The organism is Prochlorococcus marinus str. MIT 0917 (assembly GCF_027359575.1).
GTDB classification, from domain to species: domain Bacteria; phylum Cyanobacteriota; class Cyanobacteriia; order PCC-6307; family Cyanobiaceae; genus Prochlorococcus_B; species Prochlorococcus_B marinus_D.
In genome coordinates this window covers 840,531-856,617 of sequence record NZ_CP114784.1, presented here as the reverse complement: position 1 = coordinate 856,617, position 16,087 = coordinate 840,531, and the positions used below count along the sequence as shown (strand labels likewise).

Below are 16,087 nucleotides of genomic sequence, written 5' to 3'. Positions count from 1 at the left end.
TGTGTAAGCAGAACCCGTAATAGTAAAAGTTCGGTATTGTAATCTATTCAAAAGTGAATTTCGCAAAAGATGTTGAATTGATTGCAAGTCCTCCAAAGTCTGGGCGCGTAGATGTTCTTGTCCCAAGATGTTTGATTGGCAATGGAAAGGATGTTTTAGGAACATCAATTGATCAAGAAGGCTTGTCCTCTATTCAAATTGAGTGGAGGGATGGAACGATTACCTCTATTAAGGGTTTAAGCGAAACATCTAAAGTTCCGGAGGAAATCCTTCTGCCAAGATTTGCGGAACCTCATGCTCATATAGATAAAGCATTTTCATGGTCACGTTCACCTAACTTGAGGGGTAGTTATCAAGATGCTCTAGCAGCAAATCTCCGTGAATATGAATTGAGGTCCGAAGAAGAATTAATTTTCAGAGTTGAAAAGTGTCTCAATCTAGCTCTTGTTAATGGGATCAGGGCAATTAGATCTCATATAGACAGCTTTGGAGAGACAGCAATGAGAGATTGGGATCTGATAGAAAGTATTAGAACAAAATGGCAAGAGAAATGTTTTTTACAGTTTGTGGCTTTGGTTCCATTAGATTTTTGGCAAAGTGATGAAGGTGAGCGTTTAGCTCAAAGAGTTGCTCTAAATGGAGATCTCTTAGGTGGGGTAATAGCGCCTCCTTTCAATAAGAGGAAGACTTTTAAGTCCTTACTTCACCTAGTGCAACTTGCAAATAGACTTAAGTGTGATATTGATCTTCATATTGATGAGTCTCAATTCTGCCAAGCTGGGGGATTAAAATTACTTCTAGAAGTATTAGGCCAAGTTAAAAATGATATATCAATAACTTGTAGTCATCTAAGCAGCATGGGCTTGTTAAGAGAAAAAGAGATTTCATTTTTAGCGAACAAAATGGCTAAGAACAGATTAAAAGTTGTTGCTTTACCATTAACTAATTCTTGGCTTTTAGGAAGAAAAGATCGATCCACTTTAACTAAAAGACCACTAGCACCAATTTTTCAACTTCAAAAAGCAGGAGTCGATGTATCTGTAGGAGGAGACAATATAAATGATTCATGGTTCCCTTTGTCTAATTTTGATCCAATTCATTTAATGACTTTGTCCATGCCAATTGCTCATCTATCTCCCTGGGACAGATTGGGCCTCTCTCCATTTACTTGGTCTCCAGCAGATTTACTTAGCCTTAAATGGGATGGCCTTTTTCAAAAGGGAAGCCCTGCCGATTTTATTTTGTTAGATTCAAATAGTTGGGTAAAAGCTTTGTCTCATAAACCTAAACGAAGAGTAGTAGTTAATGGTGAATTCTTGAATGAATTGCCTAAAAACAAAAAACAACATTCACAAATCAAGAGTCATGACTAGTAAAGAGAAAATAGAATTGCTATTAAGTGAACTAAAACAAGTATCTCATCTAGAGATCTATCAAAAAACTAGTGATTTAAAAAGGTTCTCTAAAGATTTCTTTGATTATTCACCAATATTGATTAATGAATTGAAAGATTGCTTGGCTGACATAGTTGTCCGACCACTTTCAGTAGATGTAATTATTGATGTTGCTCGAATTTGTAATAAGCACTCAACTCCTTTGACCCTTAGAGGCTCAGGAACAGGGAACTATGGGCAGAGTGTTCCCCTTGAAGGTGGAGTAGTTATGGTTATGTCTGGCCTTAAGAAAATTAGAAATTTCGATTTAAAATCAGGTGAAATCACAGTTGAATCTGGTTGTTTGCTTAGAGATATCAATGATGAGTTGATTAAATATGGCCGTCAATTACGGTTGCTACCAAGTACATGGAGAAGCGCCTCTGTTGGCGGCTTCATTGCTGGTGGTTCAGGTGGGATTGGATCCGTTCGTTGGGGCTTCCTGCGAGATCCTGGCCATTTGCAATCCTTAGAAATAATAACTACTGAGGAGTCTCCAAGAAAACTAGAATTGAACGCAAATACTTCTGAGGCATTGAACCATGCTTATGGCACTAACGGAATTATTACTGCGTTGACATTAACAACTACTCCATTTGTTGAATGGCAACAAATAGTTGTCGATTGTTTTGATTGGGATCAGGCTGTTGACTTGTTATCCAAAGTTAATTGTGCTGCACTAGAGCTTTATTTGGGAACCTTATTCGAGAAAGAAATTGTTAATTGTCTTCCGCATTGGTCTGGTAAGCCTTCAGGCAAACATAGGATTTTATTGTTGGTCTCGCCTGATGGTGTTAGTACAATTGAGCGACTTGCAAAGTCGGCTGGTGCAGATTTTGATGATTTAGGTCCGGAAAACCTGAAGGCTGGGAAAGGCCTTCGAGAGCTTTCTTGGAACCATACAACTTTACATATGCGTGGCATTGATCCTGATTGGACCTATTTGCAAATGCTTCTTCCTCAGCCTGAATCTGAAATGATGAGAAAATTGAAATCCGAGTGGGGATTCAATCTTTTATGGCATTTGGAATGTGTTCGTCAAAATGGAGTTCAAAGAATAGCTTCACTCCCACTTGTGAAATGGCAAGGTGAAGAGGCTATGAATCAATTAATCAGTCAATGTAGAGACCTTGGTGCAGTGATTTTTAATCCGCATACAATCACTGTTGAAGATGGAGGCTTAGGTGTAATTGATTCTGATCAAGTGCAAGCTAAGAGTAATTTTGATCCAAAAGGGATTCTCAATCCAGGTAAACTCAAAGGGTGGAATCTTAAAGGCAATTGATTTAATTGCTTATTAAACAATTTAACTTGTCAATATTTTCCTTTGAAAAAGATCACCTATTAAATATAGCGATCCTGAAATGATAGGTGGTGGAGATGGCCATCTAGGTTGTTTTTTAAGTGCAGATAAAACATCTTCCACTCTAAGAGCTTCTTTGATTTGGTCTTTGAATTCAGGGCAAAAGCTTAAAATTTGATCTTTAGACCAGCTCTGTTGGCCTGGAACAGGAACTATCCAAGCTAAATCTTTTTCTCTAATTAGCTTATGCAAAATGCCTATCATGTCTTTTCTTTTTTGAATCCCTAGTATCCAAATAATTCCACTTTCTTGATCTGTCCATGCGTCTCTTTCAATTGATAATTGCTTAGCCGCATGAGGATTATGTGCGCCATCAACAACTATGGGCATCCCTTCCCATTTTGTTGTTTGGAGTCTTCCAGGCCATTTGGCAAGAGATAAGCCTTCTCGAAGTTGCCCCTCAGAAATATTCCATCCAATATTTTTTAAGGATTCAATAACCCCTTTGGCTACAGCTGCATTTTCTTTTTGGATTGCTCCTGATAAGCCGAGTTCCCAGTCTGATGGAATTGGATCTACCCAATGAATGACTGCTTGTTTCCTTTTGGCAGTTTCTTCGAAAACTCTTTTTACAATATTGTGTTGAGTAGCTGTAATGACAGTACTTTTTGTAGTTATTACAGCTGCCTTCTCGATAGCTATTTTTTCTAGACTATTGCCTAAGTATTCACAGTGATCAAGCCCAATAGCTCCAAATGCAATAATAGGTCTATATTGATGCGCGGTTGTTGCATCAAGTCTACCTCCAAGCCCTACTTCAAGGATAAGAAGTTCAACTTCCCTTAAAGTAAAATATTTAAGTGCTATTGCAATAAGATATTCAAAAGGTGTCAAGCTATATTTTTTTGCAATTGGAGAAAGAGACAGACTTAATGATTGAAATTCTTCTTTTGATATTGGAGTCTTGTTGATACATATTCTCTCGACCCAATCAACTAAATGGGGGGAAGTTGTAACTCCAGTTTTGATATTAACTAAGCTAAGAACACTATTAATAAAAGCCGCAATAGAGCCTTTGCCATTTGTTCCTGCTATGTGAATAGCAGGTGTTTCTTTGCAGGGATCTCCCATGTCGTTAATAGCCAATGACATACGATCTATGCCCAGATTCATATCTTTATATTCTTTGCTCTTGCTTTCAAAAATGAAATTCGATTGTTCTATGAAAGTTTCATCAGACATTTGTCCAGTCTCGATAAAAGCTCGTTGATTTCTTTTTTTGTAATAGTTAAAGGAGGGACTATCCTTAATACTTTTACACCAGCTGATACTAGAAGTAGTTTCTCTTCTAAGGCGGATTTGACAATATCAAGAGATGTTGTTTTGATATTGTCTTTTATAACGAGACCTTGAATAAGCCCAACGCCTCGAGTGGAAATAAATATGTCTGAATATTTATTTGAAAGTTTAATCAATCCTTCTTTTAATTGAGCACCTCTCTCGGTAACTTTATTTAGGAGATCTCTTTTTTGTATTTCTTTCCCAACGGTTAGAGCTGCTCTACAAGCGAAAGGATTCCCTCCAAAAGTGCTGGCATGATCACCGGGCTGAAAGATATCAGCTAATTGATTAACCAATAGAGCTCCAATGGCATGTCCTCCACCAAGCCCTTTGGCTAGTGTGAAAACATCAGGTTCAATCCCCAGTTGCTCATATCCCCAAAGAGTACCTGTCCTTCCCATTCCAGTTTGGACTTCGTCAAATATCAATAAAACATTGCTGTGGGTACATTTTTTTCTTAGGAGCTCAAAAAATGATTTTTCCCCAATATTTATTCCTCCCTCACCTTGTATCGGTTCAATAAATACAGCTGCAATTTGAGGACCTGTTTTTTCTAAATCATCAAATAGATTTTCAAAAGATTCACTGTCGTTATAAGAAAAAAACTGAAATCCCTGAACCATTGGCTCGAAACCTTTGTGATATTTCGGTTGTCCCGTAGCACTTACAGCTGCGAGTGTTCTTCCATGAAAGCTTTCTTTTGAGCAAAGAATTACTGGATTGTCGATATTACGTTCTATATGTCCATATTTTCTTGCCAATTTAATTGCAGCTTCGTTTGCTTCAGCACCGCTATTACAAAAAAATACACTCTTGGCAAAACTTTGTGAAGTTAACCATTGAGACAGTTCTTCTTGCTCTGGTATCCCGTAGAGGTTGGATACATGTTGAAGTCTTTTTAATTGTTTCGATAAGGATTTGATTAATGCTTTATCACTGTGGCCAAGTGAACAAGTTGCAATACCAGCCACAGCATCAAGATATTTCTGACCTTTTTTGTCCCACACCCATGAGCCTTTACCCCTGATGAGGTCTAAAGGAAAACGATTGTAGGTTTTCATCAATGAAGTGGGAGCGGTCGGACTTGAACCGACAAACCCGAAGGTGCCGCATTTTGAGTGCGGTGCGTCTACCAATTCCACCACGCTCCCATACGTTTATTTTATGTCAAAGCTAGCAAAAATATGAAACTAAGCTGCATTTTTTTGGGTATCAATATTGTCTTTATTAATTATTTTGTTAGAGAAAGAACTTTGAGATGTTGTTTGATCAAATTTTCTAGAAATTATAGAACCTGCACTAGTTAATTTTTCTTCTAATTTTTCATAACCTCTATCTAAGTGTTCGAGACCCGTGAAAATACTATTTCCTTTGGCAGATAGACATGCAAGGATAATGGCAGCAGAAGAACGTAAATCTCCTCCCTCTACATTTGAACCTACAAGTTCTTTTACTCCTTTTATATAAGCAGTATTGTTTTCTAGATAAATACAGGCGCCCATTTTATTTAGCTCTAAAACGTGTTGCATTCTCTTCTCGAAAACTCTTTCTTTGATTTTGCTTGAACCTTTAGCGGTGGCCATTAATGACATAAATGGAGCCTGAAGATCAGTTGGAAAGCCAGGGAATGGACTTGTGGTTATGTCAACTCCTGAAATCTCTCTTGGAATGATTTTTAAATGATGATTCCCATGATGAGATATTGAACAGCCACATTCCTGTAATTTTGAAATAACAGCGCTCAAATGATTTGGGATTACTGGACCAATAATGAGAGGCGATCGTGTTATTGCTGCTGCAATAAGAAAAGTTCCTGCTTCTATCCTGTCGGGTATAACACAATGAGAAGTCCCGCTCAAAGATTCAACTCCAAGGATTGTGATTCTTTTTGTTCCAGCGCCAAAAACCTTTGCTCCCATTGAATTAAGCATTTTAGCGAGATCCTGTATCTCTGGTTCTCTAGCGGGATTCGATATTGTTGTTTTACCTAAAGCTAAACAAGAAGCCATCAAGATGGTTTCCGTGGCTCCAACGCTGGGATATTTTAGAGTAATATTTGCTCCACGTAATCTTTTGTCTTTGGTTGAGACTTGAGCTTTTACAACATCCTTTATTATTTCAACTTCCGCCCCTAAAGCTTTTAGACCATTTATATGTTCATCAACAGGTCTTGCTCCAATATTGCAACCACCAGGTAAAGGAATTTTAGCTTCTCCAAGTCTTGTAAGTAACGGCCCAACACAGAAAAAGCTTGCTCTTAAACTATGAACCAGTTGATAGGGTAATTCAACGTTATGAATGGACTCCGAATTAATCTCGATAGAATTATTTGTTTTAGTTAACTTTGCGCCCAAATTGCGGAGAATCTCTGACATGACTTCGATGTCAGTAAGTTGTGGGACATTTTTAATGAGGAGTTTTTCTTTCGTAAGAAGAGACGCAGCCATTAAAGCTAGCGAAGAATTTTTTGCTCCACTAACTTTTAAGATCCCACTAAGCGGATACCCTCCTTTCACCTCCAGATGTGGCGGAATAATATTCCTTTTAATTGTCGCCACACTACTCATATTGGAGCGAACTGCTTACCCAGCCATAATGCCAAGTGGATTTCAAATAGTCCAGTCAACCTTATTGAAAATTGATGGGTTCAAATTAAATATTGATAATGTTGCAAGTTTGAATAAAATTTTTAATATAGTTTTTATTGGATTTAATAAGAAAATTCAATGTTTGTTTAAACGCAAGAAACTTTTCTGCTTTTTAAAAATTAAATAATTTGAGGTTGGAAAATTAATAATTCATATTCTCCATTGATTACAAGTAAAAGGAACCCTTTGGTTAGGAGATTGAGGGGCCTTTTAAAAAAAACTGGACGTGATGAGCATTCTTCTCTTTTGCTTGAGGGGTCTCATTTGTTAGAAGAGGCTTTGAAAACAAATTTTTTGCCATCAGAAGTTATTGCAACTCCTGAATGGTGTGATGAGCATGAGGAGGTTTTAAAAAAAATAGCTTCGAAATCTTTATTAATCCAGGTAAGTACCAATGTTTTAGAAGCATCTTTGTCAACAGTGACACCTGATGGTGTCGCAGCGATATTCCCAATGTCAGGGTTGCCAAAACCGGGAAAAACCCCAAAACACATTTTAGCTTTAGATAGGATTCAAGATCCTGGTAATTTGGGAAATTTATTCCGATCAGCCCTTGCTGCTGAATATGAAGTTATTTGGTTAGCTTCGGGAGCAGATCCACTAAATCAAAAGGTTTTAAGATCCTCAGCTGGCTCAGTTCTTCATTTACCTTTTCAACGGATTGGAGATTCATCTTCTTTAAGTATTGAAATGCTTGTTTCAAAACTCAATAATGCAATTGATAAAAATTATCAAGTAGTAGGAACGATTTCACCTAATAAAATTACTAATAAGAAAGTGAAACCTTATTGGGAATTAGACTGGGATCTCCCTACTGTATTGGTTCTTGGTAATGAAGGCTCAGGTGTTCATTCTTCAATTGAAGCCTGTTGTTCAGACTTTGTTACGTTGCCTCATAGCTCATTAGTTGATTCACTAAATGTGGCATCTGCGGCAGTTCCTCTCTTGTTGGAGCGACAAAGAGTAAAAATGGTTAAGGGTATCCAAAAAAAACCGTGAGTGAAATTTCTTTTGACTTTGACTTGATTGTTGTCGGAGCTGGATATGGAGGTTTTGATGCTGCTAAACATGCAGCAGAGGCTGGCTTGAAAGTGGCGATTGTCGAATCAAGAGATATGGGTGGAACCTGTGTTAACAGAGGCTGTGTACCGTCTAAAGCATTACTAGCAGCCAGTGGTAAGGTTCGTGAGCTTGCAAATGTTCCTCATCTTGCTGAATTTGGTATACATTCCGCTCCGGTTAGATTTGAACGTAAAAAAATTGCCGAACATGCAAAAAACTTAGTTGAGACAATTCGAAAAAATCTAACTAAAACATTAGAAAGATCGGGAGTTGAGATACTTAGAGGAGAAGGACGATTAGAAGGAAATCAAAAGGTCGGTTTAAGAGAAACAAATGGAGTTGATAGAATCTTTTCCGCCAGAGATATTATCTTGGCTACAGGCTCAGACCCTTTTGTGCCGCCAGGTATTGAAATTGATGGACGAACGGTTTTCACAAGTGATGAGGCTATTAATTTAGAGTGGTTGCCAAGATGGATTGCAATAATTGGTAGTGGCTATATAGGTTTGGAATTCGCTGATATTTATACAGCTTTAGGTTGTGAGGTAACCATGATTGAAGCTCTCGATAAAGTAATGCCTACTTTTGATCCTGATATCACGAAAATTGCTTCAAGAAATCTAATTGATAAAAGAGATATTGAAACTCGAGCCGGAGTGTTCGCTACTAAAGTTAAGCCAGGTTGTCCCGTTGAGGTCGAGCTTACAGATGCAAAGAGTCGAGAAGTTGTTGAGGAGTTACAAGTTGACGCGGTTCTGGTCGCAACAGGCCGGGTACCGTCGACTAAAAATCTAAATCTCCAATCAGTTGGAGTTGAAACAACGAGAGGTTTTATTCCAATTGATGATCAGATGAGAGTATTGGTAAATGAAAAACCAATTCCTAATCTATGGGCAGTGGGAGATGTTACGGGTAAGTTGATGTTGGCCCATACCGCTGCAGCGCAGGGGAGTATTGCTGTAGAAAATATTTTAGGAAAAACAATTGAAATTGACTACAGAAGTATTCCTGCAGCAACTTTTACTCACCCTGAGATAAGTTCCGTTGGACTTTCGGAAGAAGAAGCAAAAGATTTAGCAAAAAATGAAGGCTTTGAACTTGGAATCGTTAGAAGTTATTTTAAAGCGAACTCTAAGGCCTTGGCTGAATTGGAAAGTGATGGAATTATGAAGTTGATTTTTAGTAAAGATACGGGAGAGGTCCTTGGGGCTCATATTTATGGATTACATGCGGCTGATCTGATACAAGAAGTTTCTAATGCAATTTCTAGAAGACAACGAGTTAATGACTTAGCAAAAGAAGTTCATACGCACCCAACATTAAGCGAAGTTGTAGAGGTTGCCTATAAACAGGCATCTTTGCAAATAAAGAAGTAGTAAATCAAATTTTATTTTAAAGATCATTAATTATTTAAATTATGGAAATCAGAAGAAGACCTCCTAACCCAAGTATAAAAGTAGCTAATTTAGAGTATGCAATCCCTCACCCAGATTCAAAACCTAAAAATATTTTGGAGGAAATTGTTTGGGAAAAACATCTAGAAGTTGAGATTGCAAGAAAAAAAGTTTCGCTAGAAGATTTAAAGAAAAAGATCAAGGATTTACCAAAAACAAAAAAATTTATAGATGCATTAAGAAATAGTAATTCAAAACCAGCGCTAATCTCAGAAATAAAAAAAGCTAGTCCAAGTAGAGGAATAATTAGAGAGGACTTTGACGCAAGAATGATAGGTAAAATGTATCAAGATGGAGGTGCTAATTGTATATCAGTCTTAACAGATAAAAAATTTTTTCAAGGTGGTTTTGATGTATTAGTTGAAGTTAGAAAGGAAATCACAATCCCAATCCTATGTAAGGATTTTATTCTTTATCCCTATCAGCTTTACCAAGCAAGAGCTGCTGGCGCTGATGCTGCACTTTTGATAGCCGCAATCCTGACTGATTCTGATTTAAAGTACTTATCTAAGGTTGCTAAACATTTGGGACTTACAATTCTAGTAGAGGTTCATGACTCAGAAGAACTTGAAAGAGTCCTAAATATTAATGTATTTAATTTAATAGGCATTAATAATAGAAATTTAAAGAGTTTTAAAACTGATCTTGAAGTTACCAAGAAGTTGGCTAAGAATTATGCTAACCAAATCAAGAAAAAATCTATTACTTTGGTAAGCGAGTCAGGTTTATTTACTCGTGAGGATTTGGATTTAGTAAAGAGTTATGGGGCTGATGCTGTTTTGGTTGGTGAATCTCTTATGTCACAGGAAGACATATTAGCTGGAGTTAAAAAATTAATTGGTAAGTTATAAATTTAAGAAAAGATCCATGCCAATCTCTTAAATCTATTTAGAGAAAATTTTGTCTACTTTCCCAATGATTAAATCTAATTCAATTAAACCCAATTCTCTACTGTCAGTGCTTGCTAAGGAGTTATCTCCCCTTAAATCAAATTTGTTTTGATAAATCCTATGAATTCTTTTAATTATTAACTTATTTTTTGTTTTTGGATGAGAGGCAACAACGATATCGCCAATCTCTAAGTCAATATTTTTTTGGTTTAACTTTTTATATGTTACTAAATCTCCCTCTTTAAGAGTTCTTTCCATAGAAGTACCGACAACACGTAAATGTTGTCGGTAACCGATTATTAAAGTAAATAAAGTAAATAAGTCTGGCTTGTGGAAAAGACTTTTATCAGCTTGCGGTAACCCAGCTATCACTTCTACCTTTTGAAGACCAAAACATCGAGTGAATCTTTTGTACGGCTGCTAATAATTCTTCTGCCTTGGTTTGATCAATATTTACCTTGCATGCACTACAAAGCTTTGCTGCTTTCCAAAAAGTGTCATGAAGATCTGGATATGTAGCTAAGTGTTCAGGCTTGAAGTAATCAGTCCAGAGGATTAAAAGTTCTTTTTTGGTTTTTTGTGATTCTTCTTCTTTAATCGCAACGAAGCGAGAAAAAGTATTGTTATAAGCTGAAATGGAAGCTTGATCGTTACCAGCTGGAGCTAGAGCAATAAGTTTTTTTGTCATAGACAAAACTGCTTCTGCGGCAACCCTCGCAGAAGCAGGGTCGTATACACCGCAAGGTCCGTCACAGTGAGCGTGAACAGATTTTGCTGGTAGCTTGTTAAAGATTGATGTAAGTGTTTCGCTCAACATCTGAAAATAATTTGAGAACTTTTTTTTTACATTAATGGCGTTTGTCAACAAACGCCATAATTTTTTCTAGAGCTTTCTGAATAATTTAAGAAATTTACTTAACACCCAATAATTCCACTTCAAAAGTTAAAACCGAATTAGGGGGGATTGGACCTATTCCTCTACTGCCATAACCCAACTCTGGAGGGATGACTAATTTTCTTTTACCTCCAACTTTCATTCCTGCGACTCCCTCATCCCAACCCTTTATCACCATCCCTGCACCTAAAGAGAATTCAAAAGGACCTCTTCCATAACTGCTGTCAAATTCTTTTCCATCATCAAGAGTACCCTTGTAATTTACTGAGACACTTGTTCCTGGAGTAGCTTCTTGACCGTCGCCTAAAACTAATTCAGTAATTTTCAGTCCACTTGAAGTTACTTGAGATGCTCCTATCTCAGCCCTTCCGAGAGGGGAGTTGCTTGCACTGGTTTTGTCTGAAGCCATGGTAAAAAGTGATGGATTAGGGTCTTCTGGGTCTAATTCAAATGGATTAGTAGTTACATTCTCGCTGGCTTTTGTGGATTGCCTTACATCAGCTTGGATTGGCTCGTTGATTTGTAAGGCACTTGTTGGAGTTGGTGAGATGATTTGGCTGATCAATGCAATCATCAAGCAGCTGAGGCAAACAGAAAAGCTAATTAAGATTTCTCTCACAGCAATATTAAGCAGTCGGAAATATTCTTACAGATTAATACCCAAATTACATCCATTTAAAAGATAACTAACCAGAAAGTATGGATTTTGTCGGTGTATATTTTATTTAAATTAGATTTATGAATAATATCTACTCTCTTTTTTTTAAAGCTTTTGCTGGGGGGTCTCTAGCAGGAATCTCCCTGAGTGAAGGAAATTATATATTTATGCTCTTGGGAATATCTTTACTTTGGCCTGCCAGTAAGAATCCATGGGGAGGCTTTTGTTGGGGTGCGATGGCTATTTTATGGAGTCATAAGTGGTTGCTATATTTGCACCCAATCAGTTGGGTAGGGATAAACTCAAATTTAAGCTTACCTATTACCATTTTTATATGGCTTTTTTGTGGAGCCTTTGGAGGGGCTCTGGTTTTTATTTGGTCAGCTTTGAGTGGCTTTTTGGCTCCTGGAAGACGGCAGTTTTCTAAATTAGAGAATAAGTTTATTTATGCCGTCTTATTGTCAACAATATGGGGGCTAACTGAAGAACTACTTTCTAGAGGCCCTTTATTTTGGATGGGCATAGGTCCAAGTTTGTTGCCACAAGATAGATATTTGGCTGGATTGGCAAGATGGATAGGTTCAGGCGGTTTGGCCTCTATCCATCTTTTAGTTGGATGGTGGATTTGGCAACTTTCAATTGCTTTTGAAGCTAGAAAAACACTTAAGGAATTGATTTCTCTCGGCGTTGTTTATTTGTCTTTAGCTCATTTAATTGGATTTATTTTGTTGTTGGATTCTCCAACTGATTCGTCAGAAAAGGTAGCAATGTGGCAAACAAATATTCCAATAAGACAAAAATTTAGTCATGAAGAAATAAATGCTTTGCCTTCAAAGGTAAATAGAGCATTAACTGATGCTGCTGAAATGAATGCATCTTTTTTAATTGCTCCAGAGGGAACGTTGCCTTTGGATAGATCAAAGATTCGAGATTTTCCAATTAAATTTCTCACTGGAGGTTTCAGAAAGATAAAAGGTTCTCTACGAAGTTCACTATTAGTTTTTCATCCAGATGAAGAGTCTTTTTCGGATGTATTGGACAAATCTAGATTAGTCCCGCTAGGAGAATGGATCCCTGCATTGCCAAGCTTTTTGAAAAATGGCCTTTCTGCAGTAGGTGGAATTGAAAGTGGGAATCCATCAAGACTTCTTGATTGGGAGGGCCCATCTTTTGCAGGTGCTATTTGTTATGAGTTGAGTAACGGGAAAGCCTTAGCTAAAGCAGTAAATCAAGGGGCTCAATGGATTTTAGTGATTGCAAATTTAGATCCCTACCCTATTTCTTTGCAGAGTCAATTTTTATCTATTGCTCAATTAAGGAGTATTGAAACATCAAAAAATTTAATCTCTGTTTCCAATACTGGACCAACATCTTTGATTAAAAGTAATGGTAAAATTGATACTCTTCTTGAACCAAATAAAGAACTTGTTAAACTCGTTGATCTGGAGTTGAATGGAAAGAGAACATTATATATATTAATGTGTGACGTACCTTTGATCTCAACTGTTTTTATAAGTTTAATAGGCGTTTTGCGATTGCGTAAATATGGGTATTATTAATACTCTTTAGAAATAAGTCCTCCTCCTAATACATAATCACCCTTGTAAAATACTGCTGCTTGTCCAGGAGTAATTGAAAATTGATCTTCTTTAAAATGAATATGACATTTATAACAATAATTTTCTTTAGTACTATCAATAATTGGTATTAGCTTTGCTTCCACTGCTTTACTTCTATATCTAATTTGGACCTCAATTTCAATTGGTTCTTGAGGCGCTTCAATTGATACCCAATTTATATCTTTTACAATACATTCTGACTTCCCAGAATCTTCTCTTGGTGCAACAATTACTCTGTTTAAAGAGGCATCAATTTCAACAACATGTAAAGGCACTTCCCAAGCAATACCTAATCCTTTCCGTTGTCCTATAGTGAAATGCTGAATTCCATTGTGGGAACCTATAACTTCACCGTTTTTAAGGACAACCTCTCCTTTTTTTTTGGGTAAATACTTATCAATAAATGCATTCATTGATCCGTAATGTTCAGCGAGACAAAGGTCTTGACTTTCTGGTTTTTCGGCAGTTTTTAATGAATGTTTCAAAGCTTCGATTCGTGTTATCTCTTTAGTTAATTCTCCAAGAGGAAAAATTGTTTTTCCTAAGATTTCTTGTGGGAGATCATATAAAAAATAGCTTTGATCTTTGTTGAGATCTTTACCTCTTAAGAGCTTATGTCTTTTGATTCCATCACTCGGAAGATCATTTTTGTCGAAAGATTCATTTGAATATCTAATCCTTGCGTAATGCCCTGTAGCGATCTTTTCGACATTTTTATTTTCTTTAACCCATTTCAGCATTTCTGAGAATTTGACTGATTTATTGCAGCGAGAGCAGGGTAAAGGTGTAATGCCTTCTTCATATCCTTTTACGACATTATTGATTATTTCTTTTTGGAAAATTTCTTTTGAATCTACTACGTGATGCTTAATTCCAAGTTGATCACATATCCCTGCTGCATCAATTAATCCATCTGAGCAGCAAGACCCTTTCCCTTTCATTAGCCATAAAGTTAAACCAACTACATCCCACCCTGCTTCACAGAGTAGAGCAGCAGTTAGGGAGCTATCTACGCCTCCGGAAAGCCCCACTACAACCGAATGATTTCCAGAAAATGCTTGCAGTCTTTTTAATGTTTTCGCGACTGTTTCTTCTGAAGTCAAATGATTTAAAACTTTTTTTGTTTCTCTTGTTTCCACATTCATGGGCATTGATAGTAGCTTCTATTCATAGTGGGTTTGGTTGCTTTTTGATTTTGAATTGGCCTCAATCTGATTCGGAACATTTGATGGTTTCTTCAGAGCAGATGCAAAACATAGAAAAAGAAATGTTTTCTTTGGGTATGCCTGTTGAATCTCTGATGGAAAAAGTAGGGATTGGTATCTCTACATGGATATTAGACAGACAAGGATTGATTGAAAATGGTGCAATCGTTTTAGTAGGGCCAGGTCACAACGGAGGAGATGGACTTGTTGTTGCAAGAGAACTTTATCTGGCAGGCGTTGATGTCTCTATTTGGTGCCCATTTCCATTGAAAAAAGAATTAACACAAAAACATTTCGACTATGCAATTCGAATTGGTATTGAAAACTTGAAGCAAAAACCTGATTCGAATTCTGATTCATTATGGATTGAGTCATTATTTGGATTAGGTCAATCAAGAATTATTTCTGATGAAATAGTTCACTTGTTGAATACGAAGAAAAAATCTAGTCCTGATAAATTAATTAGTATTGATGTTCCTGCTGGATTAGACTCAGATAATGGAAATACATTATCAAATAAATCATGTAAAGCTTCTTCAACTCTATCTTTAGGTCTCTTTAAGACTGGGTTGATTCAAGATTCAGCTATTGATTTTGTGGGTGATTTAGAGAGAGTAGATATTGGGATTCCAGATAAGGTTTTAGCTCATCTTCCTGAAACACAGCCTCTGAGGATTTCATTTTCAGATTTATCTGATTTCGTTTGGCCTAAGCCAAGTAAAAGCAAAAGTAAATATCAAAGAGGAAGAGTTCTTGTGATTGCAGGAAGTGAGAAATACAGAGGAGCAGCATCCCTTGCTTTGAATGGGGCTTTAGCAAGTGGAACAGGTAGTGTTAGCGCTTTTTTGCCTAATTCAGTTTCATCTGCTCTTTGGACTGCGCAACCTGAAGTCTTATTGCTTGGAGATCTAAATACTTTTAAGGACGGTTCTTCAGGGCTTTCTAAAGTTTTAGATAAAGTTGACTTGAATAGGTTTGACTCGATTTTGCTTGGGCCTGGATTAGGGATTGCAGAAGAAAAAGATTGTTTTAGCTCTGACTTGCAGGATTTCAAAGGCCTACTTGTTCTAGATGCTGATGCAATCAATAGGCTTTCGATAACTTCGAAAGGCTGGAAATGGCTAAATGATAGAAAAGGTGCTACCTGGCTTACCCCTCATCTTGAAGAATTTAAAAGGCTATTTCCTTTAATTGATTGTTCGAATCCATTGAAGGCTGGAATTGAAGCTGCAAAAATTTCCAGTTCTTCGGTCTTATTAAAATGTGCTCATAGTGTTATTTCTGATCCAGAAGGGAAAACGTGGCAAATAGGGCAAGTGAATTCAAGTGTTGCAAGAACTGGCCTTGGTGATGTGCTGGCTGGGTTTGTTTCAGGGATGGGTGCCTCTGGACTTGCAAGTGATAAAAGATTGGATACAAGTTTGCTGGCTGCCTCAGCGTTGATGCATGCATATGCAGGGGCTTTTTGCACAAAAGGCAGCACAGCGAGTGCTATTTGCACTTTTCTTAGTGAATTAATAAAAAAGGAAAGCACTTGAAATGTTTTGAAACAACCATTTACAGCGCCTTAAATGGTTGA

14 protein-coding genes and 1 tRNA gene are annotated in these 16,087 nt (G+C 37.1%); 7 read left to right on the top strand and 8 right to left on the bottom strand.

Going from position 1 to position 16,087, the window contains the following annotated elements; genetic code table 11:
* The first annotated feature begins 53 nt into the window (after positions 1 to 53).
* Positions 54 to 1,373 (top strand): amidohydrolase family protein, encoded by a 1,320-nt coding sequence (locus tag O5637_RS05055; RefSeq protein ID WP_269606647.1) that lies wholly within the window; start codon positions 54 to 56, stop codon positions 1,371 to 1,373.
* Entirely contained in the window at positions 1,366 to 2,718 is a 1,353-nt protein-coding gene (locus tag O5637_RS05050; protein ID WP_269606644.1) for an FAD-binding oxidoreductase, read from the top strand. The genes O5637_RS05055 and O5637_RS05050 overlap by 8 nt, the downstream gene beginning before the upstream one ends.
* 21 nt (positions 2,719 to 2,739) lie before the next feature.
* Here the strand turns inward: O5637_RS05050 and O5637_RS05045 are convergent, their stop codons facing one another.
* The 4 genes from O5637_RS05045 to murA form a co-directional block, all read right to left on the bottom strand.
* Complete coding sequence (locus tag O5637_RS05045) at positions 2,740 to 3,978, bottom strand: bifunctional folylpolyglutamate synthase/dihydrofolate synthase (protein ID WP_269606641.1); 1,239 nt, start codon at positions 3,976 to 3,978, stop codon at positions 2,740 to 2,742.
* Positions 3,957 to 5,138 (bottom strand): aspartate aminotransferase family protein, encoded by a 1,182-nt coding sequence (locus O5637_RS05040; RefSeq protein WP_269606639.1) that lies wholly within the window; start codon positions 5,136 to 5,138, stop codon positions 3,957 to 3,959. The genes O5637_RS05045 and O5637_RS05040 overlap by 22 nt, the downstream gene beginning before the upstream one ends.
* An 8-nt stretch (positions 5,139 to 5,146) precedes the next feature.
* Positions 5,147 to 5,228 (bottom strand) — tRNA-Leu (locus tag O5637_RS05035).
* A 39-nt stretch (positions 5,229 to 5,267) separates the two neighbouring features.
* Positions 5,268 to 6,644, bottom strand: a complete 1,377-nt coding sequence (gene murA, locus O5637_RS05030) for a UDP-N-acetylglucosamine 1-carboxyvinyltransferase (RefSeq protein ID WP_269606637.1) — start codon at positions 6,642 to 6,644, stop codon at positions 5,268 to 5,270.
* A 243-nt stretch (positions 6,645 to 6,887) separates the two neighbouring features.
* Here murA and O5637_RS05025 point away from each other — a divergent pair, with 243 nt between their 5' ends.
* Genes O5637_RS05025 through trpC form a run of 3 tightly spaced genes read left to right on the top strand, consistent with a single transcriptional unit; the run spans position 6,888 to position 10,092 of the window.
* Positions 6,888 to 7,724 carry a TrmH family RNA methyltransferase gene (locus O5637_RS05025; protein ID WP_269606635.1) on the top strand — a complete coding sequence of 279 codons (837 nt, stop codon included), beginning with the start codon at positions 6,888 to 6,890 and terminating at the stop codon, positions 7,722 to 7,724.
* Positions 7,721 to 9,163 carry a dihydrolipoyl dehydrogenase gene (gene lpdA, locus O5637_RS05020; RefSeq protein WP_269606634.1) on the top strand — a complete coding sequence of 481 codons (1,443 nt, stop codon included), beginning with the start codon at positions 7,721 to 7,723 and terminating at the stop codon, positions 9,161 to 9,163. Before O5637_RS05025 ends, lpdA begins: the two co-directional genes overlap by 4 nt.
* Positions 9,164 to 9,204: 41 nt before the next feature.
* The gene (gene trpC, locus O5637_RS05015) at positions 9,205 to 10,092 is read left to right on the top strand and encodes an indole-3-glycerol phosphate synthase TrpC (protein ID WP_269606632.1); all 888 of its coding nucleotides are present in this window, start codon (positions 9,205 to 9,207) and stop codon (positions 10,090 to 10,092) included.
* Between the two features lie 33 nt (positions 10,093 to 10,125).
* On the opposite strand, the gene sodX is transcribed toward trpC, so the two are convergent.
* From sodX to O5637_RS05000, 3 genes are all read right to left on the bottom strand, one after another.
* A complete protein-coding gene (gene sodX / locus O5637_RS05010) occupies positions 10,126 to 10,503 on the bottom strand; it encodes a nickel-type superoxide dismutase maturation protease (RefSeq protein WP_269606630.1) in 378 nt (125 codons plus the stop codon).
* A complete protein-coding gene (gene sodN / locus O5637_RS05005; RefSeq protein ID WP_269606914.1) occupies positions 10,478 to 10,948 on the bottom strand; it encodes a superoxide dismutase, Ni in 471 nt (156 codons plus the stop codon). The genes sodX and sodN overlap by 26 nt, the downstream gene beginning before the upstream one ends.
* Before the next feature lie 94 nt (positions 10,949 to 11,042).
* Positions 11,043 to 11,600 carry an FKBP-type peptidyl-prolyl cis-trans isomerase gene (locus O5637_RS05000; RefSeq protein ID WP_269606628.1) on the bottom strand — a complete coding sequence of 186 codons (558 nt, stop codon included), beginning with the start codon at positions 11,598 to 11,600 and terminating at the stop codon, positions 11,043 to 11,045.
* Positions 11,601 to 11,764: 164 nt separating this feature from the next.
* Here O5637_RS05000 and O5637_RS04995 point away from each other — a divergent pair, with 164 nt between their 5' ends.
* Positions 11,765 to 13,243 carry an apolipoprotein N-acyltransferase gene (locus O5637_RS04995; RefSeq protein ID WP_269606626.1) on the top strand — a complete coding sequence of 493 codons (1,479 nt, stop codon included), beginning with the start codon at positions 11,765 to 11,767 and terminating at the stop codon, positions 13,241 to 13,243.
* Here O5637_RS04995 and mnmA read toward each other — a convergent pair.
* Positions 13,240 to 14,454, bottom strand: coding sequence for a tRNA 2-thiouridine(34) synthase MnmA (mnmA, locus tag O5637_RS04990; RefSeq protein WP_269606624.1), 1,215 nt, complete (start codon positions 14,452 to 14,454; stop codon positions 13,240 to 13,242). The two genes, O5637_RS04995 and mnmA, sit on opposite strands and share 4 nt — an antisense overlap.
* Between mnmA and O5637_RS04985 the strand changes: the two genes are divergently transcribed.
* Positions 14,454 to 16,046: an NAD(P)H-hydrate dehydratase gene (locus O5637_RS04985; protein WP_269606622.1), complete on the top strand. Its 1,593-nt coding sequence runs from the start codon at positions 14,454 to 14,456 to the stop codon at positions 16,044 to 16,046. The genes mnmA and O5637_RS04985 overlap by 1 nt on opposite strands.
* Positions 16,047 to 16,087: the final 41 nt, after the last annotated feature.